Origin of the sequence: Deinococcus roseus (genome assembly GCF_014646895.1) — a bacterium.
Lineage (GTDB): Bacteria > Deinococcota > Deinococci > Deinococcales > Deinococcaceae > Deinococcus_C > Deinococcus_C roseus.
The window spans coordinates 71,013-86,493 of record NZ_BMOD01000021.1 but is presented as its reverse complement, the minus strand read 5'-3'; the positions used below and the strand labels follow the sequence as shown (position 1 = coordinate 86,493).

The 15,481-nt window shown below is 56.1% G+C and carries 17 protein-coding genes and 3 tRNA genes; 9 read left to right on the top strand and 11 right to left on the bottom strand.

All coding sequences use genetic code 11. From position 1 onward, the window contains the following. Positions 1-165: 165 nt before the first annotated feature. From IEY52_RS20280 to purE, 3 genes are all read right to left on the bottom strand, one after another. Complete coding sequence (locus IEY52_RS20280) at positions 166-1,140, bottom strand: carbohydrate kinase family protein (protein WP_189005976.1); 975 nt, start codon at positions 1,138-1,140, stop codon at positions 166-168. Positions 1,141-1,265: 125 nt separating this feature from the next. Beyond that, positions 1,266-2,396 (bottom strand): 5-(carboxyamino)imidazole ribonucleotide synthase, encoded by a 1,131-nt coding sequence (locus IEY52_RS20275; protein WP_189005973.1) that lies wholly within the window; start codon positions 2,394-2,396, stop codon positions 1,266-1,268. Continuing rightward, entirely contained in the window at positions 2,393-2,935 is a 543-nt protein-coding gene (purE, locus tag IEY52_RS20270) for a 5-(carboxyamino)imidazole ribonucleotide mutase (RefSeq protein ID WP_189006001.1), read from the bottom strand. Before purE ends, IEY52_RS20275 begins: the two co-directional genes overlap by 4 nt. A 278-nt stretch (positions 2,936-3,213) precedes the next feature. On the opposite strand from purE, the gene IEY52_RS20265 reads away from it, so the two are divergent. From IEY52_RS20265 to IEY52_RS20250, 4 genes are all read left to right on the top strand, one after another. Continuing rightward, a complete protein-coding gene (locus tag IEY52_RS20265) occupies positions 3,214-3,789 on the top strand; it encodes a 5-formyltetrahydrofolate cyclo-ligase (protein WP_189005970.1) in 576 nt (191 codons plus the stop codon). Positions 3,790-4,111: 322 nt separating this feature from the next. Continuing rightward, positions 4,112-4,199: transfer RNA gene (locus IEY52_RS20260), tRNA-Ser, on the top strand. 21 nt (positions 4,200-4,220) lie between these two features. Then, positions 4,221-4,311: transfer RNA gene (locus IEY52_RS20255), tRNA-Ser, on the top strand. A 37-nt stretch (positions 4,312-4,348) separates the two neighbouring features. Further along, positions 4,349-4,425: transfer RNA gene (locus tag IEY52_RS20250), tRNA-Arg, on the top strand. A 53-nt stretch (positions 4,426-4,478) separates the two neighbouring features. Here IEY52_RS20250 and IEY52_RS20245 read toward each other — a convergent pair. Further along, entirely contained in the window at positions 4,479-5,387 is a 909-nt protein-coding gene (locus IEY52_RS20245) for an AEC family transporter (protein ID WP_189005967.1), read from the bottom strand. 132 nt (positions 5,388-5,519) lie between these two features. Here IEY52_RS20245 and IEY52_RS20240 point away from each other — a divergent pair, with 132 nt between their 5' ends. Further along, positions 5,520-5,942: a universal stress protein gene (locus IEY52_RS20240; RefSeq protein WP_189005964.1), complete on the top strand. Its 423-nt coding sequence runs from the start codon at positions 5,520-5,522 to the stop codon at positions 5,940-5,942. Between the two features lie 79 nt (positions 5,943-6,021). Here the strand turns inward: IEY52_RS20240 and IEY52_RS20235 are convergent, their stop codons facing one another. From IEY52_RS20235 to IEY52_RS20220, 4 genes are all read right to left on the bottom strand, one after another. Beyond that, a complete protein-coding gene (locus IEY52_RS20235; protein ID WP_189005961.1) occupies positions 6,022-6,234 on the bottom strand; it encodes a hypothetical protein in 213 nt (70 codons plus the stop codon). 135 nt (positions 6,235-6,369) lie between these two features. Then, a complete protein-coding gene (locus tag IEY52_RS20230; RefSeq protein WP_189005958.1) occupies positions 6,370-6,618 on the bottom strand; it encodes a KTSC domain-containing protein in 249 nt (82 codons plus the stop codon). 170 nt (positions 6,619-6,788) lie between these two features. After that, a complete protein-coding gene (locus tag IEY52_RS20225) occupies positions 6,789-8,630 on the bottom strand; it encodes an ABC transporter permease (RefSeq protein ID WP_189005955.1) in 1,842 nt (613 codons plus the stop codon). A gap of 196 nt (positions 8,631-8,826) precedes the next feature. Further along, the gene (locus tag IEY52_RS20220; protein WP_189005952.1) at positions 8,827-9,507 is read right to left on the bottom strand and encodes a hypothetical protein; all 681 of its coding nucleotides are present in this window, start codon (positions 9,505-9,507) and stop codon (positions 8,827-8,829) included. A 192-nt stretch (positions 9,508-9,699) separates the two neighbouring features. Here IEY52_RS20220 and IEY52_RS20215 point away from each other — a divergent pair, with 192 nt between their 5' ends. Continuing rightward, positions 9,700-10,401, top strand: coding sequence for an SIR2 family NAD-dependent protein deacylase (locus tag IEY52_RS20215; RefSeq protein ID WP_189005949.1), 702 nt, complete (start codon positions 9,700-9,702; stop codon positions 10,399-10,401). A gap of 1 nt (position 10,402) precedes the next feature. Then, positions 10,403-10,957, top strand: coding sequence for a hypothetical protein (locus IEY52_RS20210; RefSeq protein ID WP_189005946.1), 555 nt, complete (start codon positions 10,403-10,405; stop codon positions 10,955-10,957). 17 nt (positions 10,958-10,974) lie between these two features. Here IEY52_RS20210 and IEY52_RS20205 read toward each other — a convergent pair whose 3' ends face one another. Then, complete coding sequence (locus tag IEY52_RS20205; RefSeq protein WP_189005943.1) at positions 10,975-11,448, bottom strand: GNAT family N-acetyltransferase; 474 nt, start codon at positions 11,446-11,448, stop codon at positions 10,975-10,977. 73 nt (positions 11,449-11,521) lie between these two features. Then, positions 11,522-12,421, bottom strand: coding sequence for a drug/metabolite exporter YedA (yedA, locus tag IEY52_RS20200; RefSeq protein ID WP_189005940.1), 900 nt, complete (start codon positions 12,419-12,421; stop codon positions 11,522-11,524). Between the two features lie 92 nt (positions 12,422-12,513). Between yedA and IEY52_RS20195 the strand changes: the two genes are divergently transcribed. Beyond that, complete coding sequence (locus IEY52_RS20195; protein ID WP_189005937.1) at positions 12,514-12,987, top strand: Lrp/AsnC family transcriptional regulator; 474 nt, start codon at positions 12,514-12,516, stop codon at positions 12,985-12,987. 9 nt (positions 12,988-12,996) lie between these two features. Here IEY52_RS20195 and IEY52_RS20190 read toward each other — a convergent pair whose 3' ends face one another. After that, positions 12,997-14,316 carry a diguanylate cyclase domain-containing protein gene (locus tag IEY52_RS20190; RefSeq protein WP_189005935.1) on the bottom strand — a complete coding sequence of 440 codons (1,320 nt, stop codon included), beginning with the start codon at positions 14,314-14,316 and terminating at the stop codon, positions 12,997-12,999. Positions 14,317-14,855: 539 nt separating this feature from the next. On the opposite strand from IEY52_RS20190, the gene IEY52_RS20185 reads away from it, so the two are divergent. Further along, complete coding sequence (locus IEY52_RS20185; protein WP_189005921.1) at positions 14,856-15,476, top strand: HD-GYP domain-containing protein; 621 nt, start codon at positions 14,856-14,858, stop codon at positions 15,474-15,476. Positions 15,477-15,481: the final 5 nt, after the last annotated feature.

Sequence of the window (15,481 nt, the reverse complement as noted above, 5' to 3'; positions counted from 1 at the left end):
TCGGGCGTTGAAGGCGCGAGGGAAACCCTCCAAGGTGGCGTTGTGTGCTCTGACCAGGAAGATTTTGCAGGTGGCTTTTGCGCTGGTGAAGCAAGGCAAGCCTTTTGATCCAGCTTACGGCTTGCCTTGACTTCCCTCCGCAACTACAGTATCTCGGCTGCATCCCTACCCCACCAGTTGCCGGTACCGTTCCAGCCTCTGGCGCAAATCCGCATCGAAAGGTGCACGGGCACCGTAACGGGAAATCACCCAGCCTGCAGCTTGCACTGCACACTGTGCGGCCAGTCTGAGGTCTCCGGTGCGCAGGTACACGCCCAGAAAAGCCCCTCCGAAACTGTCCCCTGCTCCGGTGGCATCCACCACAACATCATGGGAAGCACTGACCTGGATGCGTTCTCCCTGGGGGGTGTCAATCAAAACCCCTTCGCGGTCCAGTTTCAGCACCACCAGGGCATTGGGGAATTCGTGTCGGAACCACTTCAGCATGGCCTGGGGGTCGCGTTTGCCGCTCAGGGCGTGGGCTTCATCCCGGTTGGGCAGCAAGATGTCAAATTCGATGTCGTGCATCAGGTCAATGAAGTCGTTGCGCCCCATCTGCGAGATCATCTGGAAACTGCCCGGATCCAGCGAGATGGTCATGCCTGCCCGCTCACAGAGGGCCGCCGCACGCAAAGCTGCTGCACGGGGCGGGTCGGTGAACAGACTCCAGGCGGTCAGGTGCAAATGCCGACCACTGGTGAGGGCAGACACCGGCAATTCTGAAGGGTACAGGTAGAAATCCGCCCCCTGACCGGAAAGCATGGAACGCTGTCCATTCTGGTCGATCAGGGCCAGAATCACCCCGGTGGGCTGGGTGTCGCACCAGATCAGTTCGGTTTTGACCCCCTCTGCAGCGAGTTCCTGTTCAGCCATCTCGCCAAAACGGTCCTTGCCCACTTTGCCCACAAAAGTGGTCGGGCAACCCACCCGCGCAGCCCAGGCCGCCACATTGGCAGCACTGCCACCCCCCATCAGTTTCATCACCCCGGTGGTGTCTCCTCCTGGAAGCAACATCGAATCGGGTTTGGCCAGCACATCCCAGTTCAGGTCCCCGAGTGCAATCAACACATTTTTTGCAGGGTCAGTCACAAATTCAGTCATGGTCTGAAATTTACGCTACACCCGCAGGTGTTGCTGTGTCCATTGTTCCTCCACCGCAGCCTCCGGCTGGTCCTCCCCCACTGGTGGGGGAGGAAAGCGAGCGTGCGAGCGAGGTGGGGGCAGGCTTAAGGGCTGACATCCCCGAACAGCAGCATCTCTGCAATCTTGGTGGATCCCCACACCACATTGGGATCAAAGTGTGCGATGTTGAGGTGTCCGATTTTGCGTCCTGCACGGTTGGCCTTGCCATACAGGTGCAGGTGCGCTCCCTGAATGCCGGTCAGGGCGTCCCATTCGGGTTCGATTTTCTCCCAGCCCAGGATGTTCACCATGCTGCAGGCCATGTAAGGCTCAAAATCCCACTGCGGCAAATCTGCCACTGCGCGGATCTGGGCTTCAAACTGGCTGATGCCCCCACCATTCATGGTCAGGTGGCCCGAGTTGTGCACACGGGGTGCAATTTCATTGACCAGCACAGTGTCATCTGGCAGCACAAAAAGTTCCAGGGTGAGCAAACCCACCAGATTCAGGTGCTCTGCCAGTTTCACAGCAAATTCACGGGCAGTGCCCACCACCTGTTCACTGACCCGGGCAGGAAAAATACTGCGCTTCAGGATGCCCTGGTGGTGCACGTTCTCCACAATGCCAGAAAGGCTGGCGTAACCGCTGGGTGCCCTGGCAATCTGCACGCTGATCTCACGCACAAAAGGCACAAAGCTTTCGAGCACAGAATCCACACCAAATTTCTGGAAAGCTTCCAGGGCCTCCTGATCGCTGAACACCCGGGCCTGGCCTTTGCCGTCGTAGCCCAGTTCTGCGGTTTTCAGGATGGCTTTGCCACCCAGCTCTGCCAGAGCACCTTCAAGGTCTGCCTCTGTGCGAATCACCCGGTAAGGGGCCACCTGCAGTCCTGCGTCCTGCAAAGTCTGTTTTTCCAGAATGCGGTTTCTGGACACCTGGAACGCCTGCGCCTGAGGGTACACCGGAACCCTGGATTCCAGAAAATTCAGGGCGTCGTCTGGCACGTTCTCAAACTCCAGGGTCACCACATCGGAAAGCTCAGCCAGTTTTGCCAGGGCCGCTTCATCGGTGTAAGGGGCCTGAATGTGCTGGGAAACCTCTGCAGCAGGAGCATGGGGGTCAGGCTCCAGAAACACCGTTTTGTACCCCATGCTGGTCGCAGCCATGGCCAGCATGCGGGCCAGCTGACCTCCTCCCAGAAACCCAATGGTCGAACCAGGCTTGAGGGGATTCATGGGGTGTTTTCCCCTGTGGGTGCTTCTGGATGCCCCTCAAAATAGGGATTGTCCAGCACCGTCTGGGTCAGGTTGCTGCGGTAACTGTCCAGGGTTTCCCGGATCTCTGGGAACTCACTGGAAAGCAGGCTTGCCGCAAAAATGCCTGCATTTGTGGCTCCGGCCTTGCCAATGGCAAAAGTGCCCACAGGAATGCCTCCAGGCATCTGCACAATGCTGTACAGGCTGTCCAGACCGCTCATGGTCTTGGACTGCACAGGAACCCCCAGCACAGGCAGGGTGGTGAACGAAGCCAGCATCCCCGGAAGGTGCGCCGCCCCTCCTGCCCCTGCAATGATGGCCCTCAGGCCACGGCCTCTGGCGCTTTCGGCATAACTGGAAAGCAGATGAGGTGTGCGGTGGGCACTGAGCACCCGCACTTCATAAGGAACCTTGAGTTCCTGCAACACATTCAAGGCATGCTCCATGGTTTCAAAATCAGACCGGCTGCCCATCACCACACCAATCAGGGGCTGAGAAGAAAGACTCATGGGAGACATCATAAGGCACCCTGATCTGGATGCGGCTTTTTGCATTAAACAAGCCGAGTGCCGAGTGCCGAGTGCCGAGTGCCGAGTGCCGAGTGCCGAGTGCCGAGTGCAACATAAATGCCGGAAGTCAAAATGTCAAAGCATTTGTAGGGATCTTTCGCCCGTTCTGTCTTTGTCTTCAACCATTTGCGAAACAATTCAACACCCTAAACCCAAGCTTTATGCCCTCGGCATCCCCCACATTGCTTACCATCTGCAACTCCACAAACCCGCTATACTGACAATGTATGCACAGCATGCCCTCTTTGGGGTCCGCGAAACAAGACTGGCGCAAATGGGCCAGGACCACCCGCAAAAGCACCCCCGACGTGTCCGAAGACGTCAGCCAGCACCTCGCACAATGGATTTACGATCAGGACATTCAGCATGTTCTGACCTACAAGGCTTTTGGCAGCGAAGTCAGCCTGGAACGCCTGCCCCGTCTGCTGCCAGAAGTGTCCTTCTATGTTCCCAAGGCCGAGGTGGAACCCGATCCTCACATGACCATCCACCGCTGGGACACGGCCATCCAGCGTCATCCGCTGGGCATGCTGCAGCCCCCCCACGGCACCCCCGAGGAAGACCCGCAAATCCTGCAACTGGTGCTCATTCCCGGTCTGGCCTTCGATCAGCAAGGGTACCGCCTGGGGTATGGCATGGGTCACTATGACCGCTTTCTGCTCTCGCTCTCCCGGGACTGCAAACTGATCGGGGTCACCAGCGATGCTCTGCTGGTCAGCAAACTCCCCCACGAGGAACACGATGTTCCTGTGCAGTGGATCGTCACAGAGTATGGGTTGACCGAGACGAACTCGGGGTTTTGAAGGTGGCAGAAAGCTGAAAGCAGAAGGCAGAAGGCAGAAGGCAAAAAGCTTTTCCAGGAGAATTCCAGTCAAGAACATGCAAGTTGTTTGTTTCTGCAGAGGTCATTTCTGCCTCTCTGGTCTCCACATTTTGATCTTTTCTTTATGTAAGTCCTGTACATGCTTTTTGACCCTCGGCCCTCGGCTCTCGGCTCTGTGCCCTCTGCCTTCCGCCTTTTGCCTTCTGCGCCCCTCCTGCAAGTGTTGACAAAATCCTGAGACTTCCGTATACTTCTCCATGCGTCTGAGGCTGGTCGCCAAGATGAAGCTGTGATCCGTGTTCGGAGGGATGGCTGAGTGGTTTAAAGCGGCGGTCTTGAAAACCGTTGTAGGGCGACCTACCGGGGGTTCGAATCCCTCTCCCTCCGCCAACGACGTGCAGGTTTGTTCTTGGAGAGGTGGGTGAGTGGCTTAAACCATGCCCCTGCTAAGGGCACGTACTTCAAAAGGGTACCGAGGGTTCAAATCCCTCCCTCTCCGCCACTTTTAATGGCGAAGCAGCAAAAGCATCAAAAGGCATGTGGCTGTAGCTCAGTTGGATAGAGCGTCTGACTACGGATCAGAAGGTCGTGGGTTCGAATCCTCCCAGCCACGCCAGAAAAGAAACCCCGAGATTTCTCTCGGGGTTTTTACTTGTTTGATCTGGCTGCTCAGCTGGTGAGCATCAAAATCACCGGAACCAGCACCAGGCCCATCAGAATAGAGGTGGAGACAATGCTGGCGGCCAGTTCGGTGTCCAGTTTTTCCAGCACCGAGAAGGTGAGGGTGTTGGTGCCTGCAGGGGCGCTGGCGGTCAGGAGCAGCAGCACCCGATTGATCCCGGTCAGGCCCAGCACCTGCGCCAGCAGGAGGCCCAGACCAAAACCCACCAGCATCCTGAGCCCAATGGCCAGGAAGGTCACAGGCAGATTGCGAATCCTGGGACTGTAATACATGCCCAGGGCCAGCATCACCATCGGGAGGGTGGCGGTGCCCAGCATGGTCAGGGTGTTCATGATGGGATCTGGGGGGTGCAGGGAAAACAGGTTGATGACCAGCCCAATCACAATTCCAATGATGGGCGGTGAGGTGAGGATGCGGCCTGCCATGTTGCCACTGCGGGCATTCTCCCCCATTTTGCAGGCCAGGGCATACCCGAAGGTGAACACCACCAGGGCATTGCCGAGGTCCAGAAAGGAGATCCGCCCGGCTTCCTGAATGCCGTACACTGCCACAAAAAACGGCAGCACGAAGGTGACGTTCATGATGGATGAACCCAGCAGGAACGTTCCGAGAGTGGGCCTGGGGAGTTTGAGCAGTTTTCCCAGAGGCAGGGCCAGCAGGTAGATGCCAAAGAACATGGCAATGCCCAGGGGCGGCAGCAGCAGGATGTCATGCCCGATCTTCAACTGGCTCACCGAGGCAATGAACAAAGCCGGGGCGGTGACGTTGAAGACCACTTTCAGCAGGGCTTCGGCGTCCCGGATGCTCAGGATTCCCGTGCGCCGAATGATCACCCCGATCAGAAAGATCAGCAGCATGGGGAGGATGTTGAAGAAGGTGCTCATGGGGTGGTTCACCTTAACCCCTGTACTGCATCACAACAGCAAATCATCTCGACATCTGGCACATTTCAGAAGGGGGTTTCTGCGAGATTCTTCCCTGCTTTTGGGGCTTCGGTGGGCGCACAATGGAAGTGAGGAGGATTCACCATGACCCGCATTCTGGTTCCCACGGATTTTTCTGAAGGTGCCCACAAGGCCTTGCAACTGGCCCGGGAGCTGATGCCCGATGCCCAGATCAAACTTTTGCATGTTTTTGATCCCCAGGTGCGTTCTCTGCCCTATCAGGCCTCGCTGGGGGTGCAGGCCAACCATGAGGCCATCGAGCGCCACTTTCAGCATGAGGTGCTGTCCCAGTTTGAGGAGGCGCAGAGGGCCAACATCGAGTCCGAAGTGGTGATGGGGCACCCTGTGGATGCCATTGTGAAAGCCGCGCAGGAGTACGGAGCCCACTTCATTTTCATGGGCACCCATGCCCGCAAGGGCCTGAACCTGCTGTTTCTGGGCAGTGTGGCCCAGGGCGTGATGCAACGCACACCTGTTCCGGTGATGGTGGTGCCCAGCAAGAATTGACCCCTGGCAAGCAAACCCTTCAAAGCAAAAACCCCTGCTGACTGCACAGGGGTTTTTAGGGGGGGTTGTTCAATTGTGGTTATTCTTCTCCTGCTCCGCCTTCTCCAAAGAGCGCGGGATCGGTGACATCTGTCAGGTTGTCAGATCCTTTCTGATCGTCCTCAGGACTTGAATACTGTGTGTCATGGTTCCATTTGTCAGATTTGTTCTCAGGCTTATCGCTGGCGGCAATTTCATTTGATGTGCTCTGGTTTTCTTCGCTTGAAGCACCGGGGCTGGTGTTTACTGCCATAAATACCTCCTGGAATTGGAATCAAGCTCGAGCTTCTTGTAAAGACAAGCATAAATCTGGTCTATTTTTCAAAATGTCACAAATGGTAAACTCGATCTTCATGAAAAGCGTGAGTTTTATAAAACAGTTTGCACGTCACATCAGGCTTGGATTTTCGTCTTCTTTTAAATCACTGGTCACTTCGTTGTAAATGTAATTGGGTTTGATGACCTGATTCAGATGGGTGCCCTTGGAGGGGGCCTCCAGCAATTGTTGATAGGCTTCTTCATCCACATCGTAATAGCGGTACACACTGGCATTGTGCAGTTCAATTTCCAGCACACGGGTTCTGGCGTCGTAACCTGCACTCTTGATCACGCTTGAAGTGATGGGGGTTCGTGGCATGGTGTGCCTCCTGGGTTGATTCTACTGCTTTCAGCAGAAGTGAGTTTAACTCACTTCTGCTTGAGCAAAGCGAATGGAAAGGTCAGGACACGAAAGCGAGGTTTAAACAACATCTGCTCAGGTCAGTAATCCCAGGGCACACCAGAACTGTGAGCTTTGCAGCAGGCAAGTCAGCTTTCTGAAGCCCCTTCAGAAGCTTCTTCTCCCCCATCTGCCCCCTCACTGCTGGTAAAACGGGGCACTTTGCTGCGCAAATCTCCTCCGGTGAAAAGCATCAGGCTGTTCAGGCTCAGGATGTACAACAGCAGGGGAAACAGGGTGCTGATGCTGACCCCCATGTACAGGGTGCCCATGTGGGTGCGGTCCTGGCGTTGCAGGCTGCGCACGGCCTGCTGGATCACGTACTCATCCATGTCCCGGAAGGTGGAGAGGGCCAGCGAGAAACTGTTCCAGTGGTTGGCAAACAGAATCAGGGCCAGCACGCTCAGAACCGGGCTGCTGAGGGGGAAGATGATGCGCCAGAAGATCATCCATTCTCCTGCTCCATCCACCCGTGCAGCTTCCAGGGTCTCTCTGGGGATGCTGGACTTGAGGTACTGGCGCATCAGGAACACGCTGAACCCGCTGACCAGTGCAGGCACCCACAGGGAACGGGGCGCACCTCCCCAGCCCAGGGTGTTCATCAACAATGCGGTGGGAATGGCGTTCAGGGTGGGAGGGAACAGCATGCTGAACATCACCACCCCAAAAAGCACATTCTTGAATTTGAAGGTGTGGTGCGCGAAAGCATAGCCAGCCAGGTTGCTGATCAGCAGCGTCCCTGCTGTGGCCATTCCGGCCAGGTAAAGCGTGTTCCAGATGTTGCGCAGCAGGGGGATGCTGTCTTTGAGGTCCTGAAAGTTGAAAGCGGTGTTGCTGCCAATGCCAAACAGCGGGGGCACCTTGTAGAACTGCCCGTCGGTCTGGGTGGCCCAGAAGAAGGTCTGCAGGAAAGGTGCAACAGACAGCACGCAACCCACCAGCAGGAAAAAGCCCAGCAGGATTCTGGAAAAAGGTTTGAAGGGGTGGTCTTTGGCCTTGCCTTCCATCTGCCAGGACAGTTCAATGCTGCTGGATCCGCGCCCAAACAGCAGATATGCCACCCCGATGAACAGCATCATGCAGCCAAAGAGCATCAGGTTCATGGCAGATCCGCCCCCGAGGTCGCCATCGAAGGCACTGATGCGCTGGATGTAGGAACTGATGCTGGACCCCTGGCCATCAAAGAAACCCAGTTGCTGCAGGAAACTCATGCTGAGGGCAAAGAACACCATCGGTTTGATCAGGGGAAACACAATGTACCTGAGTTGCTGCAGCAGGGTGATGCCGTCCAGCCTGGAGGCTTCAAAGAGGCTTTTGGGGATGGTGCTCATGATCATCAGGTACAGCAGCACGTTCCAGCCAATGTATTGCCAGATGTCCGGGAGGATGTTCAGCAGGGTGAAGATGCCCTGGAAAATCCCACCCTGCAATTCATGCATGTAAGGGCCAATCAGGGGCAGATGGGACAGACCTTCTGCAGCCCGCACACTGAAATCAATCAGTTGCTGGTTGAAAGTGCGGTACAGAAAGAAGATCGCCAGGGGCGCGGTGATGTAGGGCAGAAAATAAATGGCACTGATGGCACTTCTCCAGCGCCTGAAGCCCACAGTCAAGATGAAAGCCAGAGGAATGGCGCACAGGTGCTGCAGCAAGGAGGTTTGCAGCGCTCCAACAAAAGAGCGTTGCAGGGCCATCTGGAAGCGGTCGTCCTGGATGTAATACTCGAAGTTGGCGACGCCCATGAACTTGAGGGGCTGGGTGCTGAACACCCCGGCCCAGTTGCTCAGGGAACTGAACACCGTAAACACAAAGGGAAACAGCCAGAACAGCAGAAAGCACAGGAAAAACGGCAGGACGAAGAGGTAGGGGATCCAGGTCAGGCGGGTGACCTCAGAAGAACGAACCTGGGCAGGACGGTCGGCTTTCAGCATGAAGGCACCTCAGAAGGGTACAGGTGTCAGGCCATCTGTAAGACACCTGTAAAGCATAGCGATATCGGTTTCAGATACCATTTTAAACCACTTCAAAGGGCCTTTTGTGGAGGTCTGGTGAAGATTGTTCTCTGAATTCACAAACCCATCTAAGCAAATCTGCAAGCATTAAAATTTTGACCTGTTTTTTCAGGTTTCAGCACTCCATAACCACATGCAGCACCTGCCGCATGATGGCCTCCCGGTCCAGGTTTCCCCTCCCTGATCCCGCCACCTGGAAAAAATCTACAGCCACCTGTGCCTGGGGATGCACCTGCATCACCTGCTGGACCACCGCCCGAAAATCAAAACGCTGGTCTTTCAAGAGCAAATCCGCAAACTTCAGGTAGACCTCACGGCGACCCAGAGGAAAGACCTCTTCCTCTTTCAAGTCCAGGTCTTTTGCAGGAATGGCCTCCAGATCAAACTGGAAGCTTTCCGGGCAGCAGAAATCCACCGAACGGGCAAATTTGATGGTCCATCCGGGCCAGGCAGCCCGCAACATGTCCAGGTAGCAGCGGGTCAGCCAGGGAACATCAGCAAAGGTGTCCCAATGGTAGGTTTTCCCCCTCAGGTCCACCAGGGGGTTTTCATCCACCGACCAGTAATCAAAAGCGAACACCAGAACTTTGCGGTCCCGGTCCAGCAGAAATGCTCCCTCACACCACAAACTGTCCCGCAGCATTTCAGCAGGAACGGCCTGCAGGCTTTGCAGGTGCTGCAAGGTGAGGGCTTCACCCCAGAATGTCAGGTTGGGAATCTGGATGCCGCTCCAGCGGTCGGTGAAAAAAGCAGGCTGTCCTGCATCGATCAGAATGAAATTGGCTCTGTGACCCATGAAACAACATCCTAGAGGGCAAAAAGTTGGACCGAATCGCAGAAAATCCTGAGCAGAAACTACTGGTGGGTCCTGCAAGAAAACCCCTGGACCTGCACCAGCAACCCCTCAGGCAAAACCCGAAAAATGCGATTGGCTTAGGCCAAAAAACGCTTCAGGCTTCGTTCTGGTCACATTAAAATGGAACACATTATGGCAAACATTGTGGTTTTGACTGGAGCAGGCATTTCTGCAGAATCCGGCCTCAAGACCTTCCGGGACCTCGGAGGGTTGTGGGAAACCCACCCTGTGGAAGACCTTGCCTCTCCCGGAGGATTCAAAAGAAATCCCCAGCTTGTTCTGGATTTTTACAACCTGCGCAGAAAACAGGCCGCTGCAGCGCAGCCCAACGCAGCCCATTTTGCTCTGGCCGCCCTGGAGCAAAAGCACAACGTGCAAATCATCACCCAGAATGTCGACGACCTGCATGAACGGGCCGGATCCAGCAAAGTGCTGCACCTGCATGGAGAGTTGAGCAAGGTGCGGTCCACCCAGAATCCAGCGTTGATTTACGACATTGGGCAAATTGATCCTGAAAACCTGGAAATCCATGTGGGCAGCACCTGCGAACTGGGGTCCCAACTCCGGCCCCACATCGTGTGGTTCGGAGAAATGGTGCCTGAAATTGAGCAGGCTGCAGAACTGTGCCGCAAGGCTGATTTTTTTCTGGTGGTCGGGACTTCCCTGCTGGTGGTCCCTGCAGCCACTTTGCTTTTCGAGGTGCCAGAACACGTTCGCAAATGCATCATTGACCCCAGCCTCCCGGAGTTCCCCAAAATTCCCAACCTGTACAGCATTGAGGAAAAAGCCACTGTGGGGGTGCCCCGTCTGGTGGAACAATTGCTGGGAGGCTGACATGACCGGACAGGCCCACGATCGGGTGCTTTTTCAGGGAAAAGACTTTCTGCTGGGTGCAGTGGCAGGCACAGGGCTGTTTGATTTGCAACAGATGGGCTTGCGGGCTTTTCCTGCCTCCACAGCCTGCTGGAGGGGGTTTCAGGTCACTTACGCCATTGAGGATGGTTTTCTGATGCTGGACTCCCTGGTGGCCACTTTCCCGGATCCTGCACCCCTGATTCTGGGACAGGCTCCGCATACACTGTCCAGCCCCCATCCCTGCGGTAGACTGCAATACCACCTGCACCAGCCCACTCCCTTCACCGGAAGGCTGCGCATTTTACATGACCTGATCCGCCCCCTGTATGTGCATGGCGGGTTTCAGGAAGACTGGAAGTTCAACGAGGTGCACCTGCTGCACATCGAGCATGGACGCATCCTCAGCAGCAGGGATTGCAGCCAGGACATGGCAAAAGTCAGGGAAATGCTGCGGGAAAAGAAACCCGGCGCTGTCCTGACCCCACAAGAACACAAAGTCCTGCAAGCGTATCAGGCCTTGCAGGACCTGCCCTGAAGCTCAATCTCTCAGCATCAATCCTTTAAAGGATAAAAATACAGGATCTGGTGACCGTGGGGTCCCATGCGGTTGCGTCCCTGGTCCTGGTAGCCCAGTTTTTCGTAGAGGCTCTGTGCCTTGTGGTTCCCGTTGTTGACCGCCAGAACCATTTCGGTGGCCTCCGGGAAATCCCTTCTGGCGGTTTCCAGGGCGCACTGCATGGCCTGCTTGCCGTACCCCTTGCCCTGTTCACGGTGGTCAATGGAGAAGGCCCGGAACAGCACACTGCTGTCGCTGTAAGCAAAGGATTTGATGGTGGGGCCAGCATGCAGCGTGAAAAAGCCGATGGGCTTTTCGTCCAGCAAGACGGCATAATGCCTGCGGTCAGGGTCCACCGAGAAGTCATCGAGGGTGTCTCTGGGGTGGGCGGTAAAACGCCTGTCGTCGTCGGTCAATTGGTAATGTCTGAACAGATCTGCATCTGCCCGGGTCACGGTTTTGACTTGCATGCCTCCAGTATGTCAGATCAGGGCAGGGATGAACCGGGGGCAAAGTCCCGATCTCCAGAATGAACACCTGGCATCAGGGGGCTTTTTTGAAAGGTTTGAGGACCACCAGCACCACTGCCCCGATGATCATGGCAACGGCCAGCCAGCCTTTGAAGGGCAGATGCTCTCCGGCCAGGAGGCCCCCAAGCAGCAGGGCAATCACCGGGTTCACGTAAGCAAAACTGGTGGCCACCGCAGGACGGGTGTTCTGGATCAGGTAAGCACTGGCCGTGTAGGCAATCATGCTGCCAAAGACCACCAGAAAACCCAGTGCGCCCCAGGTCTGCAGGGTGGGAACCCTGAGCAGGTGCTCATGGAGCAGAAAGCTGATGGCAAAATTCTGCACCCCTGCAAACAGCATCATGAAACTGTTGAGGGTGAAGGTTTCGGGGGTGTCTTTGCCTTTCAGCCAGATGCTGCCGTAAGCCCACACCACCGGGGCAATCAGCAGGCACAGCAGCCCAGCTGGGGTTGCAGCCATGGGCTTTTCCAGGTTCAGCAGCACGATGCCAGCAAAACCCAGAGCCAGTCCCAGCACATCATTGCGGGTGGGTTTCTGTTTGCGCCTCATGCCCCACAACGTGCTCCAGAAGGGAATGGTGGCCGCTGCAAGTGCGGTCATGCTGCTGGTGGCCCACTGCTGGGCGTAAACCAGCAGCATGTGTCCAATCACCACCAGAAAAATGCTGGCCAGGAAAGCATTGAAAAGCTGTTTTGCTGTGGGCAGGGGTTTCTTCTGGATCCAGGTGATGGCCAACATCAAAAGCCCTGCCAGGGTGAAACGAATGCCGCCTTGTAAGAATGGAGGGAAACTCTGCAGGGTCAGGTGCACCGCGTAATAGGTGCTGCCCCAGATCAGGTACACCGCCACAAGGGCCAGGGAAACGTGGTTTTGGGGCCGGGATTTGTGTCCCGCTTTGCCTGAGAGGATCATGCTGGCATTGTAGAAAGGAATGGCTCACACTTGAAGGGATTTTTTTGGGCAGAAAAGCAAAACAGCCAGGGATTTCAGTGCACAATGGAAACATGTCCGAAAATTCCCCTGCATTGGATGCCATTGACCTGAAAATCATTCGTGAGCTCTCCCGGAATGCCCGCATCACCTTCACGGAACTGGGCAAAAGGGTGGGCCTCTCGGTGGCCGCTGTGACCGAACGGGTGCGCCGTCTGGAGGCCAGTGAAATCATCACCGGTTATGGGGTCAGGGTGAACACCAAGAAGCTGGGTTTCGATCTGGAGGTGCTGATCCGCTTTCAGGGGCCAGGGGAACGCTGGTCTGCCCTCAACAAAATGCTGCAGGGCTACCCGGAAATTCTGGAATGCTGGAATGTCACCGGATCGGATTCCTACATCTTCCGCGTGATGCTGAAAAACACCGAGCACCTGCAGAAATTGCTGGGCAGCATCTCCATGCATGGCACCCTCAACACTTCACTGGTGCTGGAGAAATCGGTGGAGCACACCCCGGTGGATTACCTGATCCAGCAGCAAAAACAGTGAACCTGGACTTCAGCCCAGCAGGTAGTTGTTCTTGCCCTGCTGCTTGACCTGGTACATCAGGGTGTCCGCACGGTTCAGCAGGGTGTCCACGGTGTCCTGCTCCTGGGACCGGGCAATCCCCAGGCTGGCCCCAAAGGGAATGTCATTGCCACCAAAAGTAAACGGTTCGGCCAGGACCGCCATCACCCGTTCTGCAATGCTTCTGAGGGTCTGTTCCTGAATGTCACCCTGCAGGATCAAGGTGAATTCATCTCCGGCCAGACGGTACACCCGGTCCTGCTGGCGTACGGCGCGGGTCAGGCGCTGGGCCACCTCCCTGAGCAGGGCATCTCCAGCGTGATGACCAAAGGTGTCATTGACCGCCTTGAAGTGGTCCAGATCAATGAACGCCACTGCAATCCCACTTTCGGGCATGAAATGGCGCAGGTAGGTGTAAAACGCGTTGCGGTTGCCCACCAGCGTCAACTGGTCCTTGAAAGCCATGTCCTGCAGGTAAAGCTGGTGCTGGATGTGGTCGGTGACATCTTCAATCACCAGCAGGGTCTGGGCCTGATGCTGCCCGTGGGGCAGCATCTGACCGTCCAGCTCCACTTTTTCGATCTGGAACCAGCCAGTGCCCACCCATTTGCTGTACACATCCTCACGGCCTGACACCCGTTCGTCTTTCAGCAGACCGTCCCAGTGGAAGGTTTCTCCGGCTTTGAAACCGACCCCGGTGATGCGGCTGGCTGCGGGGTTCACTCCGGTGATTTCTCCCCGGTCGTCCAGCAGGATCAGGCCGCTGGGAGAGGCGTTCATGATGGCCTGCAGTTGAAGCATCACCTGGGCATATTCGCTGCGCAGGAGGCGTTGCTCGAGGTCCATCACGATTCTTCTGGCGGCCCTTTTGAGCATTTCGGTGTCCCAGTCTGTGAAGGTGCGGGGTTCATAGTCAATGCCGCAGATGGTCCCGATGCGGTGCCCATCCGGGGTGACCAGGGGCACCCCCACATATGCCCGAATGTGGGGATGTCCGGTCACCAGCGGGTTGTCCTTAAAACGTTCATCCTGCAGGGCGTCCTGCACCACCAGCGGATCATCCGAGAGGATGGTGTAAGCACAGAAAGCCACCTGACGGGAGGTTTCCCGGCTGTCAAAGTGAATGCAGGCCTTGAACCACTGTCTGCGGCGGTCAATGAAGCTGATCAGGACGGTGGGCAAATCCAGGGCAAAACTGATGTCCCCGGCGATCTGATCGAAAGCCGTTTCATCTGGGGTGTCCAGAATGCCGTAGCTGTAGAGTTTCTCCAGGCGTCGTTCTTCAATCAGTTGCGGTTCATTGACAGGCATGATGGTGACCTCTGCAGCATGAAGGTGGATTGCTCTGAGGCACCGTTCATGCCCGTGTGCTTTCTGGCGTTCATGCCCCCTGAAAAAACCGTTCAGAGGGGACCTTTTCATGTTATCCCAAACCCCTGTCAATAAAGGATCTCCCTGATCCAATCTGAAAACAGTCTTTCAGCGACCCAAAAAACACCGTTCTGGACACATGAATTTTTGGCTCCAGCGCGGGAGTATTTTTAGACTCAGTTCAGACAGGGCCAGGGCTGAACGTTTTGTCGGACTGTTCAGGGGTCGTTCAGGGGTGTTCATGCACACTGGGATCACATCCAGACCAGAGCGTGTGAGACACGCAAAGCAACTGGATCAGGGCAGTGGTTTTCAGGGCTTTCTCTCTCCTGGTGTGGACCGCAAAGCACCGCAGGCCTGAATCCTCTACAGGCAACTCCCGAACCCCTTCATCCGTAGAGACTTTGTAGAGATCACAAGTTCAGACTGTAAGGTACAGGCAGGCACGACACCTGAATCAAGACTCGGAGTTGGTTGCAATGTTGGAATTTTCAGAATTGAACAGCAGTTTCCGGTTTCTCCCCCCCATGGACTTTGATGGCTGCACCCCCTGGCTCACCCTGATGGGCTTCTGGAACACCGAAGAGGTTCGCCATGCCGAAGGCGTGGCCCGCTGGTCCGTGAAAATTGCGGGTGAACTGGGCTGGTCTGCCCTGCAGTGCGAAGAACTGCGTCAGGCTGCTTTGCTGCACGACATCGGCAAGATGGCCATTCCCCAGAGCATCGTGTTCAAACCCGGTCAATTGACCCCCGAAGAAACCCGCATGTTGCAGCAGCACACCCTGTTCGGCATGCAGGTGCTGGGATGCGTGCAAAACCCGGTGTTTGCCATGGCCGCCCAGGTCGCCATGACCCACCATGAACGCTTTGACGGGGCAGGTTACCCCCTGGGGGTTTCCGGCAAGAACATCCCGCTGGCCGGACGCATCGTGGCTGTGGCCGATGTGTTCGATGCCCTGACCCGCACCCGCGTCTACAAAGAAGCCTGGAGCGTCAAAGATGCCATCGCACTGATTGAAGCTGAATCTGGAAAACAATTTGACCCTGAAGTGGTGCAGGCTTTCCTGAAAGCCACCGCCAGCGAATCCCTGCTGGCCTGATTGAA

Coding starts and splice junctions, on each gene's coding strand:
- IEY52_RS20280 (WP_189005976.1), bottom strand. CDS start 1,140: ATGACTGAATTTGTGACTGACCCTGCAAAAAATGTGTTGATTGCACTC.
- IEY52_RS20275 (WP_189005973.1), bottom strand. CDS start 2,396: ATGAATCCCCTCAAGCCTGGTTCGACCATTGGGTTTCTGGGAGGAGGT.
- purE (WP_189006001.1), bottom strand. CDS start 2,935: ATGTCTCCCATGAGTCTTTCTTCTCAGCCCCTGATTGGTGTGGTGATG.
- IEY52_RS20265 (WP_189005970.1), top strand. CDS start 3,214: ATGCACAGCATGCCCTCTTTGGGGTCCGCGAAACAAGACTGGCGCAAA.
- IEY52_RS20240 (WP_189005964.1), top strand. CDS start 5,520: ATGACCCGCATTCTGGTTCCCACGGATTTTTCTGAAGGTGCCCACAAG.
- IEY52_RS20235 (WP_189005961.1), bottom strand. CDS start 6,234: ATGGCAGTAAACACCAGCCCCGGTGCTTCAAGCGAAGAAAACCAGAGC.
- IEY52_RS20230 (WP_189005958.1), bottom strand. CDS start 6,618: ATGCCACGAACCCCCATCACTTCAAGCGTGATCAAGAGTGCAGGTTAC.
- IEY52_RS20225 (WP_189005955.1), bottom strand. CDS start 8,630: ATGCTGAAAGCCGACCGTCCTGCCCAGGTTCGTTCTTCTGAGGTCACC.
- IEY52_RS20220 (WP_189005952.1), bottom strand. CDS start 9,507: ATGGGTCACAGAGCCAATTTCATTCTGATCGATGCAGGACAGCCTGCT.
- IEY52_RS20215 (WP_189005949.1), top strand. CDS start 9,700: ATGGCAAACATTGTGGTTTTGACTGGAGCAGGCATTTCTGCAGAATCC.
- IEY52_RS20210 (WP_189005946.1), top strand. CDS start 10,403: ATGACCGGACAGGCCCACGATCGGGTGCTTTTTCAGGGAAAAGACTTT.
- IEY52_RS20205 (WP_189005943.1), bottom strand. CDS start 11,448: ATGCAAGTCAAAACCGTGACCCGGGCAGATGCAGATCTGTTCAGACAT.
- yedA (WP_189005940.1), bottom strand. CDS start 12,421: ATGATCCTCTCAGGCAAAGCGGGACACAAATCCCGGCCCCAAAACCAC.
- IEY52_RS20195 (WP_189005937.1), top strand. CDS start 12,514: ATGTCCGAAAATTCCCCTGCATTGGATGCCATTGACCTGAAAATCATT.
- IEY52_RS20190 (WP_189005935.1), bottom strand. CDS start 14,316: ATGCCTGTCAATGAACCGCAACTGATTGAAGAACGACGCCTGGAGAAA.
- IEY52_RS20185 (WP_189005921.1), top strand. CDS start 14,856: ATGTTGGAATTTTCAGAATTGAACAGCAGTTTCCGGTTTCTCCCCCCC.